Origin of the sequence: Neobacillus sp. SuZ13 (genome assembly GCF_030123365.1) — a bacterium.
GTDB lineage: Bacteria > Bacillota > Bacilli > Bacillales > Cytobacillaceae > Neobacillus.
This window is the reverse complement of sequence record NZ_CP126107.1, coordinates 3,888,041-3,914,262: the sequence shown is the minus strand read 5'-3', so window position 1 is coordinate 3,914,262 and position 26,222 is coordinate 3,888,041. Positions and strand designations below refer to the sequence as shown.

The window sequence follows — 26,222 nt, the reverse complement described above, 5'->3', positions numbered from 1 at the left end:
ATTCTCATTCATACATATTCCATTGGTGGAAGGAGAATTCGTAAAGGAGGTCATGAGCCATATTTTTTACGAGAAATCGCCAGAAGACCCCACTTGAATCAATTAGAGAAGAATTAAAAAATAAGAGCAAACAAGCAGGGATCCCGCCAAAACTAACGAAAGCAGAAGGAACGCTTTTAGAACATATAAGAGAAAGGACAGCAGTGCATAACCTAAATAATGTCACAAGAACAAAAGCCTACTTGGAATTTTACCTCCTTCATCCTGAAATCCATTGGGCATTCCTTGGACATATGGTCTCACGCAATGGCGGTTGGAACATGACCGACTTAAAAGGAGAATTTCTCACCCGTTTGCTCTCGAAAAAAGATAGTGAAACGTTCTTTGCCTTTTTAGAGCGTGGAAATTGGTTGATTTTCCAAGATGTATACCCACAATTTTTGCTGTACCAGGAAAGTTTAAGGCAAAATAAACCATTATTTTATTTGTGTTCTTTTCTCAACATTTCAACCTTCATGGAAACAATTTGGAATCAATTTTGGCGTAAGCAAGAAACCTATATCCTTGCCATCGCCCTGGTTATCAATGAACAAAGTTATTTGGAGAAACGAGTGGTCCAAAACCCACTGTACCAAAAGAGTGTGTTAAATAAATTTGAATATATCCTCCAAGATTTGCTTTCGTTTAACCATATTCTTTTTCCTTATGGAAAAAGGAACCTTGCTGGGCAAACACTGCATCAGTTTGAGTCATTACATGAGCGTATTCTACTTGGAAAAAGATTATATACAATCCTTTTTAAAAACAAAGAGCGGTTAAAACAAGTGTTAGATTGGGCAAAAACCCATCCGCATACTGGATCAAGGAAAGATTACTGGCCGAATATTTTTAATAACGTTAACGAAGGAATCCCAGGCTTTGCCTATCAAACGCGTTTAAAAGCCTGTCAACTCAGACCTCGGGCAAGAAAAATTTATAGTCCAGCCCTTGAATACGCTTGGAAGAATGTCATTCATACGGAGGCTGAAAAAGGAGACTGGTTTGATAATGTTCGTGTGGTCGATTACTTAATTGAGGACCATGAAAAAATGGACGGGGAGATAATAAATGAATACTGTAAAACACTTGAACGACTCGAACTCGCAGCCATCGCGAAAAAAGCCATATCGATTTTGGACTAACCCATCAATTGCAGCCGTGTTTTTAGCTACCTTGCTTGCAACGTATTTAGATTTATTACTCGTAGGTAAAGATATATATAAGTTTCCAATGAGGCCAATCCCAAATATCTTTTCCATTAATATTGGGTTTACACTTGTGGTATTGCCGGTGTTGATTTTCGTTTTCCTGCGGGTTATGGACCAGTTGAACAAATGGGGGAAGGCAGGCTTGATCTTGTTTATCAGTCTTTTAATGCCCATTTTTGAAAGATTAGCGGAAGTGATGGGATGGTTTGAACACGCCGAGAACTGGGAACACCTATATTCGTTTTTTGGGTATTTGCTATTTTTATCGTTTATTTATTCATTTTACAGCTGGATGGCGAAACGAAAAGGTTAACAGACAAAAAGCCGAGATTTTCATCTCGGCTTTTTGCGATGTAACCCTTAGTTACACCTTGCCCCTTCCGTCCGTACAGTGGTTAAGTGTCCCGCAACAAGCGAATGTCGGAAGGGGTACTATTATAATACCACAAGCGTGGTTGAAATATAACCAATCGAAGAAAATTGGGGTCCCAAACTTTCTTTTCTTCATTGAAAAGTGTATGATAAAAATGATTTTTACATAAAGGAGTGTTTTTTAATGGCTAAAAAAGGATACATATTAATGGAAAATGGAGAAAAGATGGAGCTTGAATTTTACCCTAATGAAGCTCCTGGTACAGTTGCGAATTTTGAAAAATTAGCAAACGAAGGTTTTTACAATGGTGTAGTTTTCCATCGTGTCATCCCTGGTTTTGTAAGTCAGGGAGGGGATCCGACGGGAACTGGGATGGGTGGCCCAGGCTACACAATTAATTGTGAAACTGAAGGAAACCCTCACAAGCATGTTCCGGGTTCCTTATCAATGGCGCATGCGGGTAGAAATACAGGCGGCAGCCAGTTCTTCATCGTTCATGAATCACAGCCACATTTAAATGGTGTTCATACTGTTTTTGGTCAAGTGACATCTGGACTTGAGACTGCTCTTAAAATGAAAAATGGTGACAAAATGAAAGAGGTAAAAGTTTTTGATGAGGAGTAATCCTTATAAGAGAGAGCAGCTTTGCTCTCTTTTTTTTGTCTAATTTATGATTGGATAGGGCAAATTAACCTCAAAAGTCAAATTGGGGGTCTTTTATGAAGAAAATTGTTTTCGTGCTTATTCCATTCCTGTTATTTTCTTTTCAACCATCTGCTAAAGCAGAAAAAACAGAAACCAAAAATTTGAAGGCTGCGATTATTATTGACGATTTTGGCGGGGGCACAGGTGGGGTTCGGGACTTCCTCGAAGGAGGTATACCGATTACTGCTGCAGTCATGCCGTTTACCGAGCACTCTAAAGAACATGCGGAATGGGCACATAAATATGGCATTGAAGTGATGATTCATTTATCGATGGAACCGAAGAGAGGAAAAAGATCCTGGCTTGGGCCAAGGCCGATTATGAATGATCTTTCACCTGCAGAAGTAAAACAAATTGTCGAGGATGCCATAAAGGATGTTCCGTATGCCGTAGGGATCAATAACCATATGGGCTCTCTTGCTGTTGAAAATGAACAAATTGTTCGCGCAATCGTTGAAGTGGCTAAGAAAAAAAGATTATATATCATCGATAGTGCAACGAGCCCAAATACAAAATTCCCGATAATAGCCAAAGAGCTAGGTGTTCCCATCCTTAAAAGAGATATATTTTTAGATGACATTTCCTCCTCTTCACATGTATACAAACAAATGATTAGACTAGCGAAGGTAACTGAAATTAAAGGTACAGGAATTGCGATTGGGCATGTTGGTATAACTGGGAAGGTATGTTCGATCGGTGTCTTTCAATCGATGGCCGAATTGGAAAAACGAAATATCAAAATTGTCCCGGCATCTAACCTGTTTTCCGGCAAATTAGCAGAAAAATACTTTATACCACTAAAAAAGGGCAGTTAACCACTGCCTTTTTCTTTCGCATTCATTCTACTTTCACAATTGCACCATTACTGATAAAATGTCTCCTATCAAAACAAATAATAGGCTGTAATAAAGGTTAATGTTGATTGGAGTGGAAGGCACGAAGACTCCTGCGGGAGTACGGGGCAGGGGAGACCCCGCAGGAGCAAAGCGACGAGGAGGCTCCCCGGCACGCCCGCGGAAAGCGAAGTGCCTGGAACGGAAATCAACAGACAAGTAAAAACACAGCTAAATAATATGTAAGCAAGGGAGAAGGAATCGTTAAAAATGAAATTTGTATCATGGAATGTCAACGGCCTTAGGGCGTGTGTGAAAAAAGGATTTTTGGAATATTTTCAGGAAGTAGATGCAGACATCTTTTGTGTGCAAGAAACGAAATTGCAAGAAGGGCAAATTGATCTGGAATTGGATGGTTATCACCAATATTGGAACTATGCAATCAAGAAAGGATACTCCGGTACAGCAGTGTTTACTAAAAACAAACCGCTTTCTGTTCGGTATGGAGTCGGGACAGATGAGTCTGAAGATGAAGGAAGAATACTTACCCTAGAATTTGATGATTTTTTCTTAGTCAATGTGTATACCCCAAATTCTCAAAGAGATTTAGCCCGAATTAATTTTCGATTGGAATGGGAAGATAGGATCCTTCAACATTTAAAAGAACTAGATCAACTAAAACCAGTGGTCCTATGCGGGGACTTGAATGTTGCTCATCAGGAAATAGATTTGCGCAATCCTAAATCAAATCTAGGCAATTCTGGTTTTACGGAAGAAGAACGTGAGAAAATGACTTCATTACTTGCAGAAGGGTTTATTGACAGCTACCGTCATTTTCATCCCGATCAAGAGGGCGCTTATACCTGGTGGTCTTATATGGCTAAAGTCCGGGAAAGAAATATTGGCTGGCGAATTGACTATTTTATTGTCTCTGAAAAGTTACGAGAGCGACTTAAGAATGTGGACATCCATTGTAATGTGATGGGAAGCGACCATTGTCCAATCATATTAGAAATCTATTGATTCAACACAATTAGTTTTTCTTATGGCAAAGCATAAAAAACCTGTCATTTTCTTTATGAAGTAGCATCCTTATAATTAAATATAGATAAGTTGCGGAGAGGGGAAATGACATGGATATTAAAAAAGATGTAAAACAACAGTTTGGAAAAAGTGCTGATTCCTATGTGAGTAGTGCCATCCATAAGGATGGGAATGACTTGCAAAAACTTGTGCAATTGGCGGCAATCACTGGGGAAGAAGAATTACTGGATATTGCCACTGGCGGCGGACATACAGCTAATGCGTTTGCTCCTTTGCTTAAGAAAGTCACCGCTTTGGATTTAACTCCGGAAATGTTAAAAGCTGCAGAAAAATTCATTCGAGGTAATGGTCATTTAAATGTCGATTTTAAAATAGGGGATGCAGAATATCTTCCTTTTTCAGATGGGGTATTTGATATTGTTACTTGTCGGATTGCTCCGCACCATTTCCCAAACGTAAATAGATTTGTGGAGGAAGTCCAAAGGGTTTTAAAGCCATCTGGTCAGTTTTTACTTGATGATAATGTCGTTCCAGAAGAAGATGACTATGACTTATTTTATAATACGGTCGAAAAATGGCGGGACTACAGTCATTTCAGAGCTTGGAAAAAGAGTGAATGGCTCCGTATGCTTGAGGTGAATGGGTTTGAGGTCTATGAAATACATCGTTTTGAAAAAACATTCGAATATGAGTCTTGGTGTAAGCGAATGAATTTATCAGAGAACGAAAAAGATAAGTTATCCGACTACATCCGAAACTCCCCTCAAAAAGTAAGAGAGAAATTCAGGGTTACAATTGAGAATGATCAAGTAATCTCATTCCAAGGTGAAGCTGTTATTTTGAAGGCATTAAAAAGGTAAAAACCCTTTGCAGAAAGAGTGGATTCTCTTTTTGCAAAGGGTTTTTGCAATTTAAACATCGTTAAGTGCTGTTCCAATCACATCAAATTCCGGAATTCTCTCATCCAAAACCGATTGATTTAATTGCTCTTGTTCGCTAGGAGCAACGAATCCATTTTCATCCTCTTTTTTCAGGAAGTCCATACTCACTTTAATGTCATCTCCTTTTGCTAAACACAAGTACAAAAGTATTTTTTCCTATAAAAAGTAATCTAAACCTAATTATTTATCTTTTCTATAGGTATGTAATTAATAATGATAATTGCAAGTCCCGTACTTTCTTCGGAATTGTGCAATTCAAATATAAAAAAATTAAAGGAAGTGGTTGACGTTTGGTTAATAGGATAGTATTATATTCATTGTCGCTGAAACGAAATAACTTAGTTTGATGCCTTGAAAAATATTTCGAAATGAAGTTGACGATGGTTGGTTGTTATGTTAAAATAACAAATGTCGCTAATCGCTCGATTGGCTGACGAAAGATTAATAGACTTGTTCTTTGAAAACTAAACAAACAAAATCGTGCAAACAAACAATAAATTTTAGTTTCAGAAATGAAACTAAGCCAACGTAATAAATGAGCTAATCAACTTTCTTGGAGAGTTTGATCCTGGCTCAGGACGAACGCTGGCGGCGTGCCTAATACATGCAAGTCGAGCGAGACTCTTCGGAGTCTAGCGGCGGACGGGTGAGTAACACGTGGGCAACCTGCCTGTAAGACTGGGATAACACCGGGAAACCGGTGCTAATACCGGATAATCCTTTTCCTCTCATGAGGAAAAGCTGAAAGTCGGTTTCGGCTGACACTTACAGATGGGCCCGCGGCGCATTAGCTAGTTGGTGAGGTAACGGCTCACCAAGGCGACGATGCGTAGCCGACCTGAGAGGGTGATCGGCCACACTGGGACTGAGACACGGCCCAGACTCCTACGGGAGGCAGCAGTAGGGAATCTTCCACAATGGACGAAAGTCTGATGGAGCAACGCCGCGTGAGCGATGAAGGCCTTCGGGTCGTAAAGCTCTGTTGTTAGGGAAGAACAAGTACCGGAGTAACTGCCGGTACCTTGACGGTACCTAACCAGAAAGCCACGGCTAACTACGTGCCAGCAGCCGCGGTAATACGTAGGTGGCAAGCGTTGTCCGGAATTATTGGGCGTAAAGCGCGCGCAGGCGGTCCTTTAAGTCTGATGTGAAAGCCCACGGCTCAACCGTGGAGGGTCATTGGAAACTGGGGGACTTGAGTGCAGAAGAGGAAAGCGGAATTCCACGTGTAGCGGTGAAATGCGTAGAGATGTGGAGGAACACCAGTGGCGAAGGCGGCTTTCTGGTCTGTAACTGACGCTGAGGCGCGAAAGCGTGGGGAGCAAACAGGATTAGATACCCTGGTAGTCCACGCCGTAAACGATGAGTGCTAAGTGTTAGAGGGTTTCCGCCCTTTAGTGCTGCAGCTAACGCATTAAGCACTCCGCCTGGGGAGTACGGCCGCAAGGCTGAAACTCAAAGGAATTGACGGGGGCCCGCACAAGCGGTGGAGCATGTGGTTTAATTCGAAGCAACGCGAAGAACCTTACCAGGTCTTGACATCCTCTGACACTCCTAGAGATAGGATTTTCCCCTTCGGGGGACAGAGTGACAGGTGGTGCATGGTTGTCGTCAGCTCGTGTCGTGAGATGTTGGGTTAAGTCCCGCAACGAGCGCAACCCTTGATCTTAGTTGCCAGCATTCAGTTGGGCACTCTAAGGTGACTGCCGGTGACAAACCGGAGGAAGGTGGGGATGACGTCAAATCATCATGCCCCTTATGACCTGGGCTACACACGTGCTACAATGGATGGTACAAAGGGCTGCAAGACCGCGAGGTTTAGCCAATCCCATAAAACCATTCTCAGTTCGGATTGCAGGCTGCAACTCGCCTGCATGAAGCCGGAATCGCTAGTAATCGCGGATCAGCATGCCGCGGTGAATACGTTCCCGGGCCTTGTACACACCGCCCGTCACACCACGAGAGTTTGTAACACCCGAAGTCGGTGGGGTAACCGTAAGGAGCCAGCCGCCTAAGGTGGGACAGATGATTGGGGTGAAGTCGTAACAAGGTAGCCGTATCGGAAGGTGCGGCTGGATCACCTCCTTTCTAAGGATAAAGCTGGACCTATGAGCCAGACAAAACAGTTTGTTCGCGATCTTTGTTTGTTTAGTTTTGAGAGTGCAATTCTCTCAAACCATTCGTTCTTTGAAAACTAGATAATCGTAATGAAGAAGCAAAGTAAACATCGAGTAATCGCCATTTTAGTTTTTCTCTCTTATGTAAGTAAGAGTTATAAACCTTTTAGGTTAAGTTAGAAAGGGCGCACGGTGAATGCCTTGGCACTAGGAGCCGATGAAGGACGGGACTAACACCGATATGCTTCGGGGAGCTGTAAGTAAGCTTTGATCCGGAGATTTCCGAATGGGGAAACCCACTGTTCGTAATGGAACAGTATCTTTACCTGAATACATAGGGTATGGAAGGCATACCCGGGGAACTGAAACATCTAAGTACCCGGAGGAAGAGAAAGCAAACGCGATTCCCTGAGTAGCGGCGAGCGAAACGGGACATAGCCCAAACCAAGAGGCTTGCCTCTTGGGGTTGTAGGACACTCAACATGGAGTTACAAAGGAACGGGGTAGATGAAGCGACCTGGAAAGGTCCGTCAGAGAAGGTAAAAACCCTGTAGTCGAAACTTCGTTCCCTCCTGAGTGGATCCTGAGTACGGCCGGACACGTGAAATCCGGTCGGAAGCAGGGAGGACCATCTCCCAAGGCTAAATACTCCCTAGTGACCGATAGTGAACCAGTACCGTGAGGGAAAGGTGAAAAGCACCCCGGAAGGGGAGTGAAATAGTTCCTGAAACCGTGTGCCTACAAGTAGTCAGAGCCCGTTCATGGGTGATGGCGTGCCTTTTGTAGAATGAACCGGCGAGTTACGATCCCATGCAAGGTTAAGTTGAAGAGACGGAGCCGCAGCGAAAGCGAGTCTGAATAGGGCGTATGAGTATGTGGTCGTAGACCCGAAACCAGGTGATCTACCCATGTCCAGGGTGAAGTCCAGGTAACACTGGATGGAGGCCCGAACCCACGCACGTTGAAAAGTGCGGGGATGAGGTGTGGGTAGCGGAGAAATTCCAATCGAACTTGGAGATAGCTGGTTCTCTCCGAAATAGCTTTAGGGCTAGCCTCACGTAGTAAGAGTCTTGGAGGTAGAGCACTGTTTGGACTAGGGGCCCTCATCGGGTTACCGAATTCAGACAAACTCCGAATGCCAAAGACTTATCCGTGGGAGTCAGACTGCGAGTGATAAGATCCGTAGTCAAAAGGGAAACAGCCCAGACCACCAGCTAAGGTCCCAAAGTATACGTTAAGTGGAAAAGGATGTGGAGTTGCTTAGACAACCAGGATGTTGGCTTAGAAGCAGCCACCATTTAAAGAGTGCGTAATAGCTCACTGGTCGAGTGACTCTGCGCCGAAAATGTACCGGGGCTAAACGTATCACCGAAGCTGTGGATTGACATCTTTGATGTCAGTGGTAGGAGAGCGTTCTAAGGGCGTTGAAGCTAGACCGTAAGGACTGGTGGAGCGCTTAGAAGTGAGAATGCCGGTATGAGTAGCGAAAGATGAGTGAGAATCTCATCCACCGAATGCCTAAGGTTTCCTGAGGAAGGCTCGTCCGCTCAGGGTTAGTCGGGACCTAAGCCGAGGCCGAAAGGCGTAGGCGATGGATAACAGGTTGATATTCCTGTACCACCTCTTTATCGTTTGAGCAATGGGGGGACGCAGGAGGATAGGGTAAGCGCGCTGTTGGATATGCGCGTCTAAGCAGTTAGGCTGAGAGGTAGGCAAATCCGCCTCTCGCGAAGGCTGAGCTGTGATAGCGAGGGAAATTTAGTACCGAAGTTCCTGATTCCACACTGCCAAGAAAAGCCTCTAGCGAGATAAAAGGTGCCCGTACCGCAAACCGACACAGGTAGGCGAGGAGAGAATCCTAAGGTGAGCGAGAGAACTCTCGTTAAGGAACTCGGCAAAATGACCCCGTAACTTCGGGAGAAGGGGTGCTTTTTGAGGTGAATAGCCTCGAAGAGCCGCAGTGAATAGGCCCAGGCGACTGTTTAGCAAAAACACAGGTCTCTGCGAAGCCGCAAGGCGAAGTATAGGGGCTGACGCCTGCCCGGTGCTGGAAGGTTAAGAGGAGGGGTTAGCGCAAGCGAAGCTCTGAATCGAAGCCCCAGTAAACGGCGGCCGTAACTATAACGGTCCTAAGGTAGCGAAATTCCTTGTCGGGTAAGTTCCGACCCGCACGAAAGGCGTAACGATCTGGGCACTGTCTCAACGAGAGACTCGGTGAAATTATAGTACCTGTGAAGATGCAGGTTACCCGCGACAGGACGGAAAGACCCCGTGGAGCTTTACTGTAGCCTGATATTGAATTTTGGTACAGCTTGTACAGGATAGGTAGGAGCCTGAGAAGCCGGAGCGCTAGCTTCGGTGGAGGCGTCGGTGGGATACTACCCTGGCTGTATTGAAATTCTAACCCGCACCCCTGATCGGGGTGGGAGACAGTGTCAGGTGGGCAGTTTGACTGGGGCGGTCGCCTCCTAAAAAGTAACGGAGGCGCCCAAAGGTTCCCTCAGAATGGTTGGAAATCATTCGCAGAGTGTAAAGGCACAAGGGAGCTTGACTGCGAGACCTACAAGTCGAGCAGGGACGAAAGTCGGGCTTAGTGATCCGGTGGTTCCGCATGGAAGGGCCATCGCTCAACGGATAAAAGCTACCCCGGGGATAACAGGCTTATCTCCCCCAAGAGTCCACATCGACGGGGAGGTTTGGCACCTCGATGTCGGCTCATCGCATCCTGGGGCTGTAGTCGGTCCCAAGGGTTGGGCTGTTCGCCCATTAAAGCGGTACGCGAGCTGGGTTCAGAACGTCGTGAGACAGTTCGGTCCCTATCCGTCGTGGGCGCAGGAAATTTGAGAGGAGCTGTCCTTAGTACGAGAGGACCGGGATGGACGCACCGCTGGTGTACCAGTTGTTCTGCCAAGAGCATCGCTGGGTAGCTATGTGCGGACGGGATAAGTGCTGAAAGCATCTAAGCATGAAGCCCCCCTCAAGATGAGATTTCCCATAGCGCAAGCTAGTAAGAACCCTGAAAGATGATCAGGTTGATAGGTCAGAGGTGGAAGCGTGGTAACATGTGGAGCTGACTGATACTAATCGTTCGAGGACTTAACCATTTTTAAGGTGAACTCTGAGTTTACAAACTTCTTCTGCATTATCTAGTTTTGAGGGAATGAAACCTCAATCAAATAGTCTGGCAGCAATGGCGAGAAGGTCACACCCGTTCCCATACCGAACACGGAAGTTAAGCTTCTCAGCGCCAATGGTAGTTGGGACACGCGTCCCTGTGAGAGTAGGACGTTGCCAGGCGGAAAATTTTTTCCAAATTATATGCCGGTTTAGCTCAATTGGTAGAGCAACTGACTTGTAATCAGTAGGTTGGGGGTTCAAGTCCTCTAGCCGGCACCATTTTTTAAAATTGGATACGCGGGTGTGGCGGAATTGGCAGACGCACCAGACTTAGGATCTGGCGCCGCAAGGCGTGGGGGTTCGACTCCCTTCACCCGCACCAAAGTTTTTTGCGGAAGTAGTTCAGTGGTAGAACACCACCTTGCCAAGGTGGGGGTCGCGGGTTCGAATCCCGTCTTCCGCTCCAAACGTGCCGGGGTGGCGGAACTGGCAGACGCACAGGACTTAAAATCCTGCGGTAGGTGACTACCGTACCGGTTCGATTCCGGTCCTCGGCACCACTTAAATAATTAAATTTCTTTGCGCCCTTAGCTCAGCTGGATAGAGTGTTTGACTACGAATCAAAAGGTCGGGAGTTCGAATCTCTCAGGGCGCATTTTTTATCGGGAAGTAGCTCAGCTTGGTAGAGCACTTGGTTTGGGACCAAGGGGTCGCAGGTTCGAATCCTGTCTTCCCGACCATTCTTCTAATAAATTTCGGGGTCTTAGCTCAGCTGGGAGAGCGCCTGCTTTGCACGCAGGAGGTCAGGGGTTCGATCCCCCTAGACTCCACCAATTTCTTTAAAAATGATATTATGGCGGTGTAGCTCAGCTGGCTAGAGCGTACGGTTCATACCCGTAAGGTCGGGGGTTCGATCCCCTCCGCCGCTACCAATTTAGATTGTTTATTTTTATTATGGAGGAATACCCAAGTTTGGCTGAAGGGATCGGTCTTGAAAACCGACAGGCGGGTAACACCGCGCGGGGGTTCGAATCCCTCTTCCTCCTCCAGTTTTATTATTTGTTTTTATATGTGGAGGGGTAGCGAAGTGGCTAAACGCGGCGGACTGTAAATCCGCTCCCTCCGGGTTCGGCGGTTCGAATCCGTCCCCCTCCACCATTTAGGGGCATAGTTTAAAGGTAGAACTAAGGTCTCCAAAACCTTCAGTGTGGGTTCGATTCCTACTGCCCCTGTTTAATAATGCTTAACTAATATTTCATAGCATAATCTATGGATTTTTTATTATGCCGGTGTGGCGGAATTGGCAGACGCGCACGACTCAAAATCGTGTTCCGTGAGGAGTATCGGTTCGACCCCGATCACCGGTATCAATTAAAGGTCAATGCTTTGTACAATCAAAGCATTGGCCTTTTTTGTTTTTATCATAATAAAAATAATTAAAAAGTTATAAATGTTCAAATAATTGTAATATTTATGATGATTCTGATGTTTATAGCTTGGGTATAATAGAAACAAAGAAAGGTGGAGGAAGGAATGAGAAAACGTAAACTTAGCTTTAAGGAATTGGTAAAGGATAATAAACAGGAAATAGAAAGTGATTTTAAAGCAATGGAAAGAATTGAGACGAAAATTGATGATAAACATTCAAAAAAGTTGAATTATGCATGAATACTAATTAGTAGAGCAACCCGCGGGGTTGCTCTTTTTTTTCTTAATAGGTCAGGATTTTCTTTATCACTAATAGGCTTCTTTTTTGCTTAATGGGGAATTGTATTAAACACATGCTTAATATGGAAGGAGTCATTTGATGCCAGAGCTTCCTGAGATGGAAAACTATAAAATCCTATTAAAACAAAAAATTGCAGGTCAAACGATAACAGAAATACAAATAAATCGGGAAAAATCAATCAATTTAAATCCCGACCTGTTTATTAAAACGTGTCACCATCAAAAAATTATTTCAATCAATCGTCGCGGAAAGCATTTACTCTTTCAACTGCAAAATGGTCAAATTCTTTTACTCCATTTAATGCTTGGCGGCTGGATGTTCTATGGGACAGAAGCAGATAAGCCAAATCGGACAGTTCAGGTACGTTTATCATTTGGTGAACATCACCTATACTTTATTGGCCTCCGCCTCGGATATTTGCATCTCTATAATCAAACAGAAGCAGAGCAGCACCTAGCACATTTAGGTCCAGAACCGTTATCCACTGAATTTTCATTAAATAATTTTTTTAAAAGGATTGGTCAAAAGCATGGCAGATTAAAAACTACAATGATTGATCAAGAGTTTATTGTAGGAATCGGAAATTGTTATTCCGCTGAAATCTGCTACGATGCCGGTATAATTCCTACAAAGGACATTGATGATATGAGCGATTTTGAGCGAGAGAAACTGTATCATTCGATCAGAACAATCCTCCAAAAAGGCATCCAACATGGCGGTTACATGGATAATCCACTTTTTAAGAATGATAAATTAACAGGCGGGTTTAATAATTTGTGTGAGGTGTATGATCGTGAAGGTGAAGAATGTAATAGATGCGGGGCAATCATCATAATGGAAACAATATCCTCAAGGAAAACCTTTTATTGTCCTAATTGTCAGACATAGTTTACAGAATCTCGTCGAATGTGGCGAGATTTTTTTTTGAAAAATAAAACTTTGTTATTTTGTCAAAAAAAATAAAACTTATTGTTTCGATTTTCGTCCTAATGTAATATACTATATACAAATAAGTATAACACATTTATAATAAACCTAATGAATATAACATATTTAATGTGATTAAGGGGGTGGTAATGATTAAATTATCTAAACGCCAGGATGAAATCCTCGAGATTGTTAAACAAAATGGACCTATTACAGGGAAAGACATCGCAGAGAAACTTTCATTAACAAGAGCTGCATTAAGACCCGACCTCGCTATATTAACGATGTCTGGAAACTTAGAAGCAAGGCCTCGGGTGGGTTATTTTTTTAATGAAAGCTATGAAGCAAAGCAGCAAGCGAAGAAATTCATCCATCAAAAGGTAAAGGATTATAAGGCCCTTCCGATCGTGGTTGAAAAATCTACTTCCGTCTATGATGCAATTGTTCAACTATTCTTAGAGGATGTTGGAACACTCTATATTGTTGATTCTAAAGGCCATTTAGCTGGGGTCGTATCTCGAAAGGATTTGCTCAGAGCATCACTAGGAAATCAAAATCTCCATGAATTGCCTGTTAGTGTGATCATGACGAGAATGCCAAATATTATGACAATACATCCCGAAGAAACCTTGCTCGAGGCAGCCAAAAAGATGATTCATAATCACATTGACTCCTTACCAGTTGTAAAAGAAGTAGATGGCCAAAAAAATACATATTTGCTTCTTGGCCGCATCACTAAAACGACGATTACACGAGCATATTTAGAAATCATGGAAAATAAATGAAACGAAGGAGAGTGGCTGTCTTTTGGTACAGAAAGAAGTGGTCTATGTTGTATCCGACTCAGTAGGAGAAACAGCTGAGTTTGTTGTCAAAGCAGTGGCAACACAGTTTAATGGCGGTCAGGTTGAAATTCGTCGTAATTCCTATGTAGATGACTTTGAAGATATTGAGGATATGATTTTATTGGCGAAAAAAGGGCCTGCCATTATAGCCTATACAATCGTTGTACCGGCATTAAAAAATTATTTGGATCGCCGTGCAGAAGAAGAAGGAATTTTGGCAGTCGATCTATTAAGTCCATTAATGAATGCCTTTGAAACGAGCTTTCATAAACAGCCGCACCATCGTCCAGGTTTAATGAGAAAATTGGATGAGGAATATTTCCGGAAAATTGAAGCCATCGAATTTGCCGTCAAATATGATGATGGCCGTGACCCAAGAGGAATTTCAAAGGCTGATATTGTTCTAATCGGTGTGTCCCGAACATCGAAAACTCCTTTGTCTATGTACTTAGCACATAAACGTTTTAAAGTGGCTAATGTTCCGCTGGTGCCAGAGGTGGCGCCGCCAGATGAATTGTTCAAAATACCGCGCAAAAATTGTATTGGATTAATTATTTCACCAGATAAGTTGAATGAAATTCGCAAAGAACGTTTAAAAGCAATGGGGTTAGCCTCACAAGCGAATTACGCTAGCTTTAAGCGTATCCTTGATGAACTAGATCACGCTGAAAAAGTGATGAAACGCGTGGGCTGTCCAGTCATTGATGTCTCAAATAAAGCCGTAGAAGAAACAGCAGGTTTAATCTTAGACGTGTTAAAAAAGGAGAGGGGTTTATAATATGGAGAAATTCGTTTATTTATTTCATGAAGGAAATGGCAATATGAAAGGTTTGCTCGGGGGGAAAGGTGCGAACCTAGCGGAAATGACGCGAATAGGACTGCCGGTGCCTTATGGTTTTACGATCTCTACACAGGCATGTAATGCATTCTATGAAGCTAGCAAAACGATTCCTACCATTGTTGAAGTCCAAACGTTAGAAGCCCTCGCTCGTCTTGAGGAGAAAATGGGGAAAAAGCTCGGCGATCCGGAGAATCCTTTACTAGTTTCTGTACGATCTGGTTCTGTTTTCTCCATGCCTGGTATGATGGATACCATTTTGAACCTAGGCATGAATGATGAAACCGTGGTAGGAATGGCAAAATTAACGAATAATCCGCGTTTTGCCTATGATTCTTACCGCCGCTTTATTCAAATGTTTAGTAATGTCGTCCTTAATATTGATACCTACTTTTTCGAACAATTATTAGAAGAAATTCGTGAAGAAAAAGGCTATTCTTCTGACCCGGAAATGAGTGCTGAAGACTGGAAAGAAGTCATTATTGGCTATAAAGAAATCGTCAAAAAACATACTAGAAAGAGTTTCCCGCAGGATCCTAAAGAGCAATTATTCCTTGCCATTCATGCTGTTTTTAATTCTTGGAACAATCAGCGGGCGATTGTCTACCGCCGTTTGAATAAAATTGCTGACCATTTAGGAACGGCCGTAAATATTCAGAGTATGGTGTTCGGAAACATGGGTAATGATTCTGGCACGGGTGTGGCCTTTACAAGAAACCCTTCGACTGGTGAGCATGTCCTTTACGGTGAATACTTAATTAACGCCCAGGGAGAAGATGTGGTTGCTGGGATTCGTACTCCACAGCCGATCGCCACATTAAAAGACGAGATGCCCGGAGTATATAAGCAATTCACTGAAACTTGTAAGAAACTCGAGTCCCATTATGAAGAAATGCAGGACATCGAGTTCACGGTTGAACGCGGCAAGCTTTTTATCTTACAAACTCGTCACGGCAAAAGGACCGCACAAGCGGCTATCCGCATTGCGGTGGAAATGGTAGAGGAAGGAATCATCGATAAAAAGACCGCCTTGCTTCGTGTCGACCCTGACCAACTTAATCAACTCCTGCATCGACGGATTGACGATAAATTTCAGAAAACAGTGGTAGCTAAAGGATTGCCGGCTTCACCAGGAGCAGCAACAGGTCAAGTTGTTTTTGATGCCGATGAAGCCGAGCAATTAAGCATTGATGGTAAAAAAGTAATCCTTGTTCGTCCGGAAACAACACCTGATGATATCCACGGGATCGTTGCATCCCAAGCGATTTTGACAAGCCGAGGAGGAATGACGAGCCACGCTGCCGTTGTTGCGCGCGGAATGGGGAAAGCATGTATTTGCGGTTGCGAAGCCCTAAAGATTGACTTAAAGGCTAAACAGTTTACAGTGGGTGAACAAGTCGTTAGTTATGGAGATATCATTACGATTGACGGCTCCACGGGTGAAGTTATGCTGGGAGAAATTCCAATGATTGACCCAGAACTATCGGATGAATTTCAGTTGTTGCTAGCATGGGCAGACCAAGAACGTAAACTAGGGGTCCGTGCCAACGCAGATAATCCTGAAGATGCCAGAAAGGCATTCGAATTCGGAGCAGGGGGAATTGGTTTATGCCGTACGGAACATATGTTTATGGACTTGAAACGGATACCAATTGTTCAAAAAATGATTCTTGCTGAAAATTATAATGAAAGAATGGAAGCATTGAATCATCTTTTACCAATGCAGCAAGGAGATTTTGAAGGAATCTTTGAAGAAATGAAAGGATTACCTGTCACTATTCGGTTACTTGATCCGCCGTTGCATGAATTTTTACCAAATAAAGAAGATTTGTTAGTGGAAGTGACGAAACTTCAAATCTTAGATCCTCAATCACCAGAATTAAAATCAAAAGAGCAGTTACTTAAAAAAGTTAGACAATTAGATGAGTTTAACCCAATGCTAGGGCACCGTGGCTGCCGTCTTGGAATGATTTATCCAGAGATTTACGAAATGCAAGCGAAAGCCATTTTCTATGCAGCGGCAACCCTCGCAGACAAAGGTATTGAAGTACAGCCGGAAATTATGATTCCTTTGGTTGGTCATGTGAATGAGTTAAAGGATATGCGTAAATTGGTAATTGATGCGGCATTACTTGTTCAAGAAGAAACAGGAAAGAACTTCAGTTACACAATTGGAACCATGATTGAAATTCCTCGTGCTGCTTTGACTGCCGATAAGATTGCCGAGGAAGCGGATTTCTTCTCCTTTGGTACTAATGATTTAACTCAAACTACATTCGGCTACAGCCGTGATGATGCCGAAGGAAAGTTCTTGCAAGCTTATATCGAAAATAAAGTACTGCCAGAAAATCCATTTGCAGTTCTTGACCAAGATGGTGTAGGAAAGCTCGTGGAAACAGGCGTTAAGTTAGGCCGTGGAACAAAGCCTTCCTTAAAAACAGGAATTTGCGGTGAGCATGGCGGTGAAAAGACCTCGATTGAATTTTGTTATAAAACAGGCTTGGATTATGTCAGCTGTTCGCCATACCGTGTACCACTTGCACGATTAGCGGCAGCTCAGGCAACAATTCGCCATGAAATAAATAAAGCAGAAGTTTATACAACTGCATAAAGAAAGAAAAAGGATGTGTGCAAAATAAAGTGCACCATCCTTTTTATTTTCCCAATGGTATTACGATCCCATATGGGATTAGCAAGCTATTTTCTGCTTATACTATAAAAAAACAAAAAGGGGAATCACAGCAATGGGGGCAATTGAACGCAGCGGGTATCGATTTGTACCAGAATTTAGTGTCATTCAACAGAATGGTGCTATCCATGTATACCATCAAGAAAACTTTATTGAGGAAATTAAATTTCAGTTTTCAGGAAAGTTTCCTGAGCTAGATCAAATCGAAGACTTGGTTGATCAATATTGCAATAACCATCAGTTATAAAACCGAATATTCGTTCGGTTTTTATTTTTATGTTATTATAGACTAAACCACCATTTTATAGAAAAGGAGGGAATTTGATGAACAAATTAACGATAATTTACCCTCAAGCGATTGAACATACAAAAATGAAAATATATGAAGATATTAACCATTATTTCGAAACGAAGGAAACACTGCCATCCTTTGAACAATACCTAGTGGACCGCAAGGATTATGTCGAACAAATTTGGATCAATGTTTGGTTGAATAAGTCGACGAATGATGTCCCACGGAATGAAAAAAAGCAATTATTAAGTGAAAAAGGCTTTGAGGTACAGGGAATCGATCGTAAATTGATCAACAAATTGTTTAGAGATGAAATGCGCATGTATCAACCATTTGATGCGATGGGATGGATGAAGGAAACATTTTCAGGAAAACCAGACTTGTGGCAGAAACAATACCAGGATGCGAAAACCTCTTTTTTCAAGCGAGAAGAACAAAAACAACTGGATGAACAGAAGCAATTGATTAGAAGTGAAATTGAGGATAACGCTGTTGTGTTTTTGGAAGAACAATATGAATGGTTCTATTTATCGTTACGTTACTTCGTGGCAAAACAATTAGTGGCGGATTTAAAAAATAATGTGAAATTCCAATCTGTCGATACTTTTGCGTTAGAAGAAAAATTAATTGATGAAGGTCATTTTAATCCCTCAGCCTACACCACGGTTGCCAGCTTTTTTGAAGAACTGACAGGTGATATCCATAAAACGATGAATTGGGGCAGAAGTTTATATGAATATCAAACCTATTTCTTCGTTTATGAAAGCTTAATTGGTGATTATCTGTCCGACCTTATTCCGGAAAAAATTTTAGAGCAGTTGCCAGATCAACTGAAGAGCGATTTCTTTAAAACCTTTCATGAAGAACTATCGGCTTCCTTTGTAAAAGGAAGTATTGCACAGGTGCTTTATGATATAGAGGGATATTTTATTGAGGATATTCAAGCTGAATACCTAGCTGATTTAATCAGCTTGGCTGAAATTCCTTTTGATGAAAAGGTACATAAGGAAATTTTTGAAAAAGACCTCCAAGAGCGCGAGCGGAAACAAAAGGAAGCTGAAGAAGAACTAAAGCGAAAAAGAGAAGAAGAAGAGCGGATGATGAGGGACATATTTGCAACCGAATACGACCCTTCGCTCCAGCGGCAGATCCGCTATGTCCTTCATATCGGTGAGACTAATACAGGGAAAACACATCATGCGCTTGAAAGGATGAAAGAAGCCTATAGCGGCTTGTATTTAGCTCCGCTTCGACTTTTGGCCCTTGAGGTTTATGATAAGTTAAACGCTGAGGGGACGCCGTGTTCATTAAAAACGGGGGAAGAAGAAAAAATGACGCTTGGGGCCAATCATACGTCCTGCACTGTGGAAATGTTTTATGAAAAAGAGTTCTATGAAGTAGTCGTAATTGATGAAGCGCAAATGATTACCGACAAAGACCGTGGTTTTTCCTGGTATAAGGCAATTACGAAAGCCAATGCAGAAGAGGTACATATCATTGGAAGTCGGAATTCAAAAACGATGCTGTTGCAGCTTTTGGGTGAATCCAATATTGAGATACATGAATACACACGCGATACCCCACTCGAAGTAGAAACGAAAGAATTTCATATTAAACACGTAAAAAAAGGAGATGCGTTGATTTGTTTTTCACGTCGGCGCGTGCTGGAAACGGCCTCACGTCTGCAAAATGACGGACATACCGTCAGTATGATCTACGGAAGTATGCCTCCAGAAACAAGGAAAAAGCAGATTGAGCAATTTAATAAGGGAAAAACAAAAGTCATTGTGGCCACAGATGCGATTGGAATGGGATTAAACCTGCCGATCCGCCGAATTGTTTTTTTAGAAAATGATAAGTTTGATGGAACACGCCGTCGTTTGCTGACCTCACAAGAAGTGAAGCAAATTGCGGGTCGCGCTGGGCGAAAGGGCATTTACAATATTGGCAAAGTGGCTTTTACGAGTGATATCCGAAAAATGCGGAACTTGCTTTTGCGGGAAGATGAACCTGTTCATACCTTTGCGATTGCACCAACCAATTCTGTTTTTGAACGCTTTCAACGTTATTATCATGATTTAGGTACCTTTTTTGAACTATGGGGGAAATTTGAAAGTCCTAAAGGGACGAAGAAGGCATCACTAGCAGAGGAAAAGTCGCTTTATCAAATGATTGCAGGGACGGAAATTGAAGCAAGACTCTCTTTATTGGACCTTTATGGCTTTTTACATCTGCCTTTTTCAAAAAACGAGCCCATATTAACCAGACAATGGGAAGATACCATGTATGCAATTATCCAGGGACGTGAACTCCCTGAACCGATTGTGAAGGAACGCAGCTTAGAAGAATTAGAATTAAGTTACAAAGCAATTGGTCTCCATCTCTTATTTTTATATCGATTAGGAGAGCGAACTACTGCCATCTATTGGGAAAGACTGAGAGAAGAGGTCAGTGATAAAGTACAAGACCGCCTGAAAACAGATATTAAAAAGTTCGTAAAAAAATGCAAAAACTGTGGCAAGAAACTGCCCTGGGATCATTCATTTCCAACCTGTGAGGCATGCTTTGCAGCAAAAAACAGAAGATATCGATATGGTGATGAATATTAATAGTAACCCAGTTTTCTAACTTGAGGAAACTGGGTTACTTTTCTATCTAAAGAAAAATGATGTAAATATGTTAAAATGAAACTAAACTATTGCCAATTGGAAGTGAAGTGAAAAAATGCAGCTATCCTTAACCGTTCGAGGCCAAGGGGCGGAAGCAGTTTCTTACCTTTTAGCCAAAAATCCAAATAATCTCTATGAACGTGGTGACAAAGGGCTATCTGTCCGCCTGGTTTATCCTATTTTTTCAAGAGACGAAGTACAGTTCATCATCTTTGTAAAAACAGACCCAATTGACTTAGTCAAGAACTCACCTGATTTATATGATATTTCTCATTACATAAATGACCGCGAGTTTGCGGCAAGTAGTATATTTGTTACCTCCATCCGAAAAGCACTGGGGACTGCGTTAAATGGGAAACCGAAGGAGGAATATGCCTCATGGGTTGAACATCCCTTTGACATGGAAGTATCTTTTGGGCCGGCAGCCACGGATTTAAACAACCGCGAGTTGGAAGCGTTATTTGCACCGATGGGTTATGCGGTTAAGATTGAATATGGGGAAAGTGCTATCCGAGAAAAAAGCTCAGCAAGGTTTATCACTCTTTCAGGAAAACAAACAATTCAGAATGCACTCAAACAACTTTCGATTCTGATTCCAGTAATCGATAACTATAAGCATTATTTTATTGATGAACGAGAACTAGAGAAGTTTGACCGCTACGGAGAAGGCTGGTTAGAGAACCACCCACAAAAGTCGCTGATTTTACATCGTTCTTTACGGTTTCAAAAGATGATTTCGCAGTCAAAATTCTTCGAAAAAGAAACGAAAAAAGAGGAGGCAATCGAACCGCCGAAAATACGTTTAAATGATCTTCGTTACGAAGCGATTATTAAATATGTCGAGGCCTTAACCAAAAAACAAACCATTGTTGACTTAGGTGCTGGGGAAGGAAAGTTATCTGTCAAGTTAGGATTTATTGAAGGGGTGCAGGAAATTCTTTCAGTCGAGCCATCGAATCGGGCACGGTTAAAGGCATTAGACCGATTTGATCAAGCAAAAGAGAAACGTGGATTTGTGGTGCCTCAGTTATTAGCTGGATCGTTATTTTATTATGATGAACGGCTTATTAACAAAGATGTCATGATTCTTTGCGAAGTGATTGAACATATAGATGAATACCGGTTACCAAGGGTATTCGAGACGATTTTTAAAGACTATCGACCAGAAGTGTTGATCGTGACTACACCGAATCAAGAATATAATGTAGTTTATGATATGGATGAGGCAATGAGACATCATGATCACCGCTTTGAATGGACAAGGGAAGAGTTTACGGGGAAATGTGAAATTTGGGTAAGTTCCTATCCCTATCAAGTACGTTTTCAAGGCATTGGTGAAGAACATCCGACTTTTGGTCAGCCGACCCAGATGGCTATCTTTTTAAGAGAGGAGGGGCAATCATGACCAAAATTCACTTACCATATGCTGGAATTGTCCTATTTGTTGGACCTTCAAATAGCGGTAAAACCACGTTATTAAACCGACTGGTCCATGAAAAGAAGATTCTAGCTTCAGAAGTTGTCAGTTCCGATCAATTCCGGGTCCTTGTCAGTGATGTAGAATTTATCACCTGGAATCAGCGTCCAAAGGATGAAGCGGATGCCTTATTTGATGAATACTACCGGATTTCAAACGAGGCATTTGATGCGATGGAATATTTAATTGGGAAACGGTGCCGTTTAAATAAACTAACGATAATTGATGCGACACACTTAAAAGAAGAGGATCGTGAGCGTTATCTTCACCTAGGTAAAAAATATCATGTCCCCGTGATTGCGATTGTGTTAAACGTAACAGAAAAAGAACTAATTTCTCGTGATAAGGAGCGGGATTTTCCACGCGGGAAGAATCGGCTCAAACAGCAGTACCAGCACTTCAAGCGAACGCTTAGGTTTATTAAGAAGGAAGGCTTTCACCGCACCTATATTTTAGATGAACCGGAGCTTGATACCCTGGATATAGGGCGGCTGGCGAATCCTTTATCCATCGATGTGGGTTATGGCATTGATTTTATTGGGGATATTCATGGCTGCTTGGAGGAGTTTCTTGAATTGCTAACCAAGCTGGGTTATCAGGAAAACGAGGAAGGCTTATTCCTTCATCCAGAGGGTAGGAGAATCCTTTCACTTGGTGACGTAATGAGCCGTGGACCACAGTCGCTGGAAACCATGAAATTTTTCAAAAAACATGTGGATGCAGGAATTGCATACATGATAGATAGCAACCACGGCTGGAAAATTGCCCGCTGGCTGGATGGGCGTAAGGTGAACCTGGCACACGGTGATGAAAAAGTCGAAGCAGATTTTATTGAGTATGAGCGAAAATTTGGTAAAGAATCTACTGAGCAATTAAGAGCAGAATTAAAGGAACTTCTGCTCGCTGCAAAATCGCATTTGGTTATCCAAAAAAATGGTGTCAATGTGGCGGTTGCTACGCATGCCGGGATAAGGGATTGGTATATTGGCAAACAATCGCAGCGGATTTCTGATTTTTGCAGGTATGGAGATTCAGAGGGGCTTGATGAAAATGGCAAGCCGCGGCGAAAAGACTGGACCATTGAACATCAATCACAAGAATTAATTATTTGGGGTCATGATCCCAAGCCGCAGCCACTTTTAGTAAATAACACACTTAACATTGACCAAGGTGTTGTATTTGGCGGGAGGCTTACCGCCTATCGTTTTCCAGAAAAACAATTTGTATCGGTAGCCGCAAAACAGGATTATGCCAATGTTCCTGACAACCCAATTAAGGAATGGGAAAGTAAGCGGATGGCACCGCCTAATCTAGGTAAGTTTGTCAATGGGTTTTCGGTGATAACTGAGCATAATGGGGAGATTTCTATCCATAAGGATGTGGCCAAATCCGCCCTGGACGACTTTTCTCATTTTACTCTTCCTCTTGAGGAGATAGTTTACTTACCGCCGACAATGAGCCCAACTCCAAAACCTTCGAATTTAGCGGGATACTTAGAGCACCCGCAAGAAGCGTTTGACTATTATCAAGCGAATGGCATTGATACGATGATTGTAGAGAAAAAACATATGGGAAGCCGAGGCATTTTGCTTCTTTTTAAAAATAAGGAAGCGGCCAAAGATTATATCGGCAGAGAGACATTAGGTTCGATTTATACGCGGACTGGCAGATCCTTTTTCAAGAAAGAGCTGGAGGAACAAATTCTACAAGTATTACATGCTGATTTGAGTGGTTATTTTGAAAAATACAACACGGAATTTGTCCTGCTGGACGCTGAAATCCTTCCTTGGAATCTAAAAGCAAAAGAACTAATCATGAATCAATACGCCCATGTGGGAGAAATGGCATTGCTTGATCGCAGTAAATTAAAGGAACAGTTGGAGAAAGCAGCTGCTAATGGCAAAGATGTTGCCAGTTGGCTTGCGGAAACCGATGAAAAAATTCACAATGCGAAAGTGTTTAACGAAGTGTATCAAAAGTATTGCTGGGAAACGGAAGGGTTAGCAGGGATTCAAATTGCTCCTTTTCATACGCTAGCACATTGTAATGAAACATTTTTCGATAAACCACATACCTGGCATATGGAGAAGAATAAAGAATTCAGTGTCCTTTCCAAGCTTTTTATGGAAACGGAATATCGGCTGGTAAATGATGAGGACTCAATGAGAGCGGCGATTGCTTGGTGGGAAGAAATGACGGAAGAAGGGCATGAAGGTTTTGTTGTTAAGCCGGAAGCATTTGTGGTTCGTCATAAAGGCAAATTAGTGCAACCGGCTATAAAAGTAAGAGGCCGTAAGTATTTGCATATTATCTACGGCATCGATTACTTACAACCAGAGAATCTGTCCCGGCTAAAGCAGCGAAATGCGGGCAAGAAACAACGCAATGCCTTAAAGGAATTTTCCTTAGGTGTGGAAGCTGTTAAGCGCTTTGTTGGAAGAGAATCATTGGACCGATACCATGAGTGCGTGTTTGGGATTCTAGCATTGGAATCAGATCCAATTGATCCAAGACTATAGGTACAAAAGGGCGAACTTGTTTAGTAGCAAGTTCGTTTTTTCTATGTGTAATAACTTTACATCTCATGCCCATATGATAGTAAAAAAGGAGTGTGAGAACATGGCTGTTCATATTGTGGCTGCTGGTGAAAATTTGCGGATGATATCAACGAAGTATGGTGTTTCGACCCAAACGATAGTCGAACTGAATGGATTGCCATCATCTAATGCACTCGTGCCAGGGCTTGCTTTATATCTTCCGGATAATCTGCCGCCACTGCACTCGTATCGAATAAAAGCAGGCGATCAAATCTGGAAATTGGCTCAGCAATTCAACAGTAAGCCGGCAGACATTCTGGCCGCAAATCCAGGTCTGAATCCAACTCAATTGATAGTAGGTCAAACGATCAATGTGCCATCTCCGATGAAATCAGATCTAGCGACCCTTGGATTTTTAGTTCCTTCCTCCGAAGCTGCCAATCTGGCAACCTTGAATTCTCTTGTGGGGCAACTTACTTATTTGGCAGTAGTAGCTTATTCTTTTACAGATGAAGGATATGCTTTTAAGATGGTCGAGGATGCGCCTCTAGTCGCAAGAAGCAATCAATTGAAGATCGTCCCATTGATGATGATTAGGAATTTGGTGGGAACTGATTTTAGCGCGGAATTGGCTGGAAGGGTGCTCGAGAATCCAACTTATCGTGCCAATCTAGTGGCAAGTATTGTGAATTTAACGAAACAACGTGGGTTTGGCGGCGTGAGCATTGACTTTGAATTTATTCCACCTGCACGACGGAATGACTTTATATTGTTTCTTACGGCTTTAAAAAAAAGTTTAGGTGAATTGATATTACATGTAAATGTTCATGCCAAAACAGCTGATATACCGACAAATCGGATTATCGGTGCATACGATTATGCCGGTATTAGTAATGCAGTTGATTTAGTTGCCGTGATGACAATGGATTATGGTTACCCTGGAGGTCCGCCTGATCCGATCGCCCCGATTCCGTGGCTGGAGCAAGTCATTCAATACTCACTAACGCAGATTAATCCTCGAAAGCTACAAATCGCGTTGGCGTTGTATGGGTATGACAAAATGGTGGGGACGAATCAAACACGTGCCCTATCTGTTAATGCTGCACAAAATCAAGCGATTGCTGTTGGCGAACCGATTGAATTTGATGCTACGGCGAAAGCACCATGGTATCGCTACTGGCCTGGTGGGAAGGAACATATCGTTTGGTTTGAAGATATTCGCAGTTATATAGAAAAGTATAACTTAATGGGTCTTTATCGATTAGCGGGCACGACTTTTTGGCAAATTAGCTTGCCGGCACCTCAGAATTGGGCTTATCTTCGTAAAAATTTTAATGTGGTGAGGAGGATGGTGTAATTTTATACTGGGTTAGGTGGGGGATTTTTACTTTTGTACAATTTTAGGGAAGTTTTGTGCCATTTCGGGATAGTTTTGTGCAATTTTAACTGCCTTTTGTACGAAAATTGGAGTGTTTTGTACAATTTTCAAGGAGGTTTGTACAATTAGACATATTCTAGAAATCTAATGGTTGTCCAAGAAAAAATCCAAAGCTGATATTATTTGCTTTTTTCGGACAAACCCAAAAACGGATAGTTTCATCGGAAACACTAAGAAAAGTTAACTTGAAAGAGCCGTTTCCTAATTCATTTTAATTACATATATATTGGTAATAGAGGGTCTGCATTCAGCGTACACCGTTGGCATTCAAAAGGCAGTTCTAACCAAGGATTGATGATGAAACTAGTGGACGAAAGTATTCGTGATCAAAGTAAGTATTTCCGATCTTCAGATTATACAACTAACCCTGCTCAACGTCCGAAGGTAACCATCCTGTATGTATA

General features: G+C 42.4%; 17 protein-coding genes, 12 tRNA genes and 3 rRNA genes. 31 read left to right on the top strand and 1 reads right to left on the bottom strand.

The annotated features are described in order from the left end of the window. Positions 1-59 precede the first annotated feature (59 nt). The 6 genes from QNH17_RS19190 (at position 60) to QNH17_RS19165 (ending at position 5,062) form a co-directional block, all read left to right on the top strand. Positions 60-1,181, top strand: a complete 1,122-nt coding sequence (locus tag QNH17_RS19190; protein WP_283879548.1) for a DUF2515 domain-containing protein — start codon at positions 60-62, stop codon at positions 1,179-1,181. Continuing rightward, positions 1,108-1,560: a CBO0543 family protein gene (locus QNH17_RS19185; protein WP_283874397.1), complete on the top strand. Its 453-nt coding sequence runs from the start codon at positions 1,108-1,110 to the stop codon at positions 1,558-1,560. Before QNH17_RS19190 ends, QNH17_RS19185 begins: the two co-directional genes overlap by 74 nt. A gap of 243 nt (positions 1,561-1,803) precedes the next feature. Then, positions 1,804-2,244, top strand: a complete 441-nt coding sequence (locus QNH17_RS19180) for a peptidylprolyl isomerase (protein WP_283874395.1) — start codon at positions 1,804-1,806, stop codon at positions 2,242-2,244. Between the two features lie 95 nt (positions 2,245-2,339). Beyond that, a complete protein-coding gene (locus QNH17_RS19175) occupies positions 2,340-3,140 on the top strand; it encodes a divergent polysaccharide deacetylase family protein (RefSeq protein WP_283874393.1) in 801 nt (266 codons plus the stop codon). Positions 3,141-3,428: 288 nt separating this feature from the next. Beyond that, positions 3,429-4,181, top strand: a complete 753-nt coding sequence (locus QNH17_RS19170) for an exodeoxyribonuclease III (protein ID WP_283874391.1) — start codon at positions 3,429-3,431, stop codon at positions 4,179-4,181. Between the two features lie 110 nt (positions 4,182-4,291). Further along, a complete protein-coding gene (locus QNH17_RS19165; protein ID WP_283874389.1) occupies positions 4,292-5,062 on the top strand; it encodes a class I SAM-dependent methyltransferase in 771 nt (256 codons plus the stop codon). Positions 5,063-5,113: 51 nt separating this feature from the next. Here QNH17_RS19165 and QNH17_RS19160 read toward each other — a convergent pair whose 3' ends face one another. After that, the gene (locus tag QNH17_RS19160; RefSeq protein WP_283874387.1) at positions 5,114-5,251 is read right to left on the bottom strand and encodes a hypothetical protein; all 138 of its coding nucleotides are present in this window, start codon (positions 5,249-5,251) and stop codon (positions 5,114-5,116) included. Positions 5,252-5,693: 442 nt separating this feature from the next. Here QNH17_RS19160 and QNH17_RS19155 point away from each other — a divergent pair. The 25 genes from QNH17_RS19155 (at position 5,694) to QNH17_RS19035 (ending at position 25,737) form a co-directional block, all read left to right on the top strand. After that, positions 5,694-7,231, top strand: a 16S ribosomal RNA gene (locus QNH17_RS19155). A gap of 198 nt (positions 7,232-7,429) precedes the next feature. Continuing rightward, positions 7,430-10,364: ribosomal RNA gene (locus tag QNH17_RS19150) — 23S ribosomal RNA — on the top strand. 76 nt (positions 10,365-10,440) lie between these two features. After that, positions 10,441-10,557, top strand: a 5S ribosomal RNA gene (rrf, locus tag QNH17_RS19145). The 16S, 23S and 5S rRNA genes sit together here with 12 tRNA genes alongside, the layout of an rRNA operon. A gap of 23 nt (positions 10,558-10,580) precedes the next feature. Beyond that, positions 10,581-10,656: transfer RNA gene (locus QNH17_RS19140), tRNA-Thr, on the top strand. Between the two features lie 18 nt (positions 10,657-10,674). Then, a tRNA-Leu gene (locus QNH17_RS19135) sits at positions 10,675-10,759 on the top strand. A gap of 9 nt (positions 10,760-10,768) precedes the next feature. After that, positions 10,769-10,843, top strand: a tRNA-Gly gene (locus QNH17_RS19130). Positions 10,844-10,848: 5 nt separating this feature from the next. Beyond that, positions 10,849-10,937: transfer RNA gene (locus QNH17_RS19125), tRNA-Leu, on the top strand. A 21-nt stretch (positions 10,938-10,958) separates the two neighbouring features. After that, positions 10,959-11,032: transfer RNA gene (locus QNH17_RS19120), tRNA-Arg, on the top strand. Between the two features lie 8 nt (positions 11,033-11,040). Continuing rightward, positions 11,041-11,117, top strand: a tRNA-Pro gene (locus QNH17_RS19115). A gap of 17 nt (positions 11,118-11,134) precedes the next feature. Next, positions 11,135-11,210: transfer RNA gene (locus QNH17_RS19110), tRNA-Ala, on the top strand. Between the two features lie 22 nt (positions 11,211-11,232). Beyond that, a tRNA-Met gene (locus QNH17_RS19105) sits at positions 11,233-11,309 on the top strand. A gap of 24 nt (positions 11,310-11,333) precedes the next feature. Beyond that, a tRNA-Ser gene (locus tag QNH17_RS19100) sits at positions 11,334-11,426 on the top strand. 24 nt (positions 11,427-11,450) lie between these two features. Continuing rightward, a tRNA-Tyr gene (locus tag QNH17_RS19095) sits at positions 11,451-11,535 on the top strand. 3 nt (positions 11,536-11,538) lie between these two features. Beyond that, a tRNA-Trp gene (locus QNH17_RS19090) sits at positions 11,539-11,609 on the top strand. Positions 11,610-11,662: 53 nt separating this feature from the next. Further along, positions 11,663-11,744, top strand: a tRNA-Leu gene (locus QNH17_RS19085). Positions 11,745-11,910: 166 nt separating this feature from the next. Next, the gene (locus tag QNH17_RS19080) at positions 11,911-12,045 is read left to right on the top strand and encodes an FbpB family small basic protein (protein ID WP_283874386.1); all 135 of its coding nucleotides are present in this window, start codon (positions 11,911-11,913) and stop codon (positions 12,043-12,045) included. 139 nt (positions 12,046-12,184) lie between these two features. Further along, complete coding sequence (mutM, locus tag QNH17_RS19075; RefSeq protein WP_283879547.1) at positions 12,185-12,994, top strand: DNA-formamidopyrimidine glycosylase; 810 nt, start codon at positions 12,185-12,187, stop codon at positions 12,992-12,994. Between the two features lie 188 nt (positions 12,995-13,182). Beyond that, complete coding sequence (gene ccpN / locus QNH17_RS19070) at positions 13,183-13,818, top strand: transcriptional regulator CcpN (RefSeq protein ID WP_283874384.1); 636 nt, start codon at positions 13,183-13,185, stop codon at positions 13,816-13,818. 22 nt (positions 13,819-13,840) lie between these two features. Beyond that, positions 13,841-14,656: a pyruvate, water dikinase regulatory protein gene (locus QNH17_RS19065; protein ID WP_283874382.1), complete on the top strand. Its 816-nt coding sequence runs from the start codon at positions 13,841-13,843 to the stop codon at positions 14,654-14,656. A gap of 1 nt (position 14,657) precedes the next feature. Continuing rightward, positions 14,658-17,327, top strand: a complete 2,670-nt coding sequence (ppdK, locus tag QNH17_RS19060) for a pyruvate, phosphate dikinase (protein ID WP_283874381.1) — start codon at positions 14,658-14,660, stop codon at positions 17,325-17,327. 133 nt (positions 17,328-17,460) lie between these two features. After that, positions 17,461-17,652, top strand: coding sequence for a YbxH family protein (locus tag QNH17_RS19055; RefSeq protein WP_283874380.1), 192 nt, complete (start codon positions 17,461-17,463; stop codon positions 17,650-17,652). A gap of 77 nt (positions 17,653-17,729) precedes the next feature. After that, the gene (locus QNH17_RS19050) at positions 17,730-20,306 is read left to right on the top strand and encodes a DEAD/DEAH box helicase (protein ID WP_283874379.1); all 2,577 of its coding nucleotides are present in this window, start codon (positions 17,730-17,732) and stop codon (positions 20,304-20,306) included. Between the two features lie 115 nt (positions 20,307-20,421). After that, a complete protein-coding gene (locus tag QNH17_RS19045) occupies positions 20,422-21,771 on the top strand; it encodes a 3' terminal RNA ribose 2'-O-methyltransferase Hen1 (protein ID WP_283874377.1) in 1,350 nt (449 codons plus the stop codon). Continuing rightward, positions 21,768-24,362: a polynucleotide kinase-phosphatase gene (locus tag QNH17_RS19040; RefSeq protein WP_283874376.1), complete on the top strand. Its 2,595-nt coding sequence runs from the start codon at positions 21,768-21,770 to the stop codon at positions 24,360-24,362. Before QNH17_RS19045 ends, QNH17_RS19040 begins: the two co-directional genes overlap by 4 nt. 100 nt (positions 24,363-24,462) lie before the next feature. Further along, positions 24,463-25,737 (top strand): glycosyl hydrolase family 18 protein, encoded by a 1,275-nt coding sequence (locus tag QNH17_RS19035; RefSeq protein WP_283874375.1) that lies wholly within the window; start codon positions 24,463-24,465, stop codon positions 25,735-25,737. The last annotated feature ends 485 nt before the right edge of the window (positions 25,738-26,222 follow it).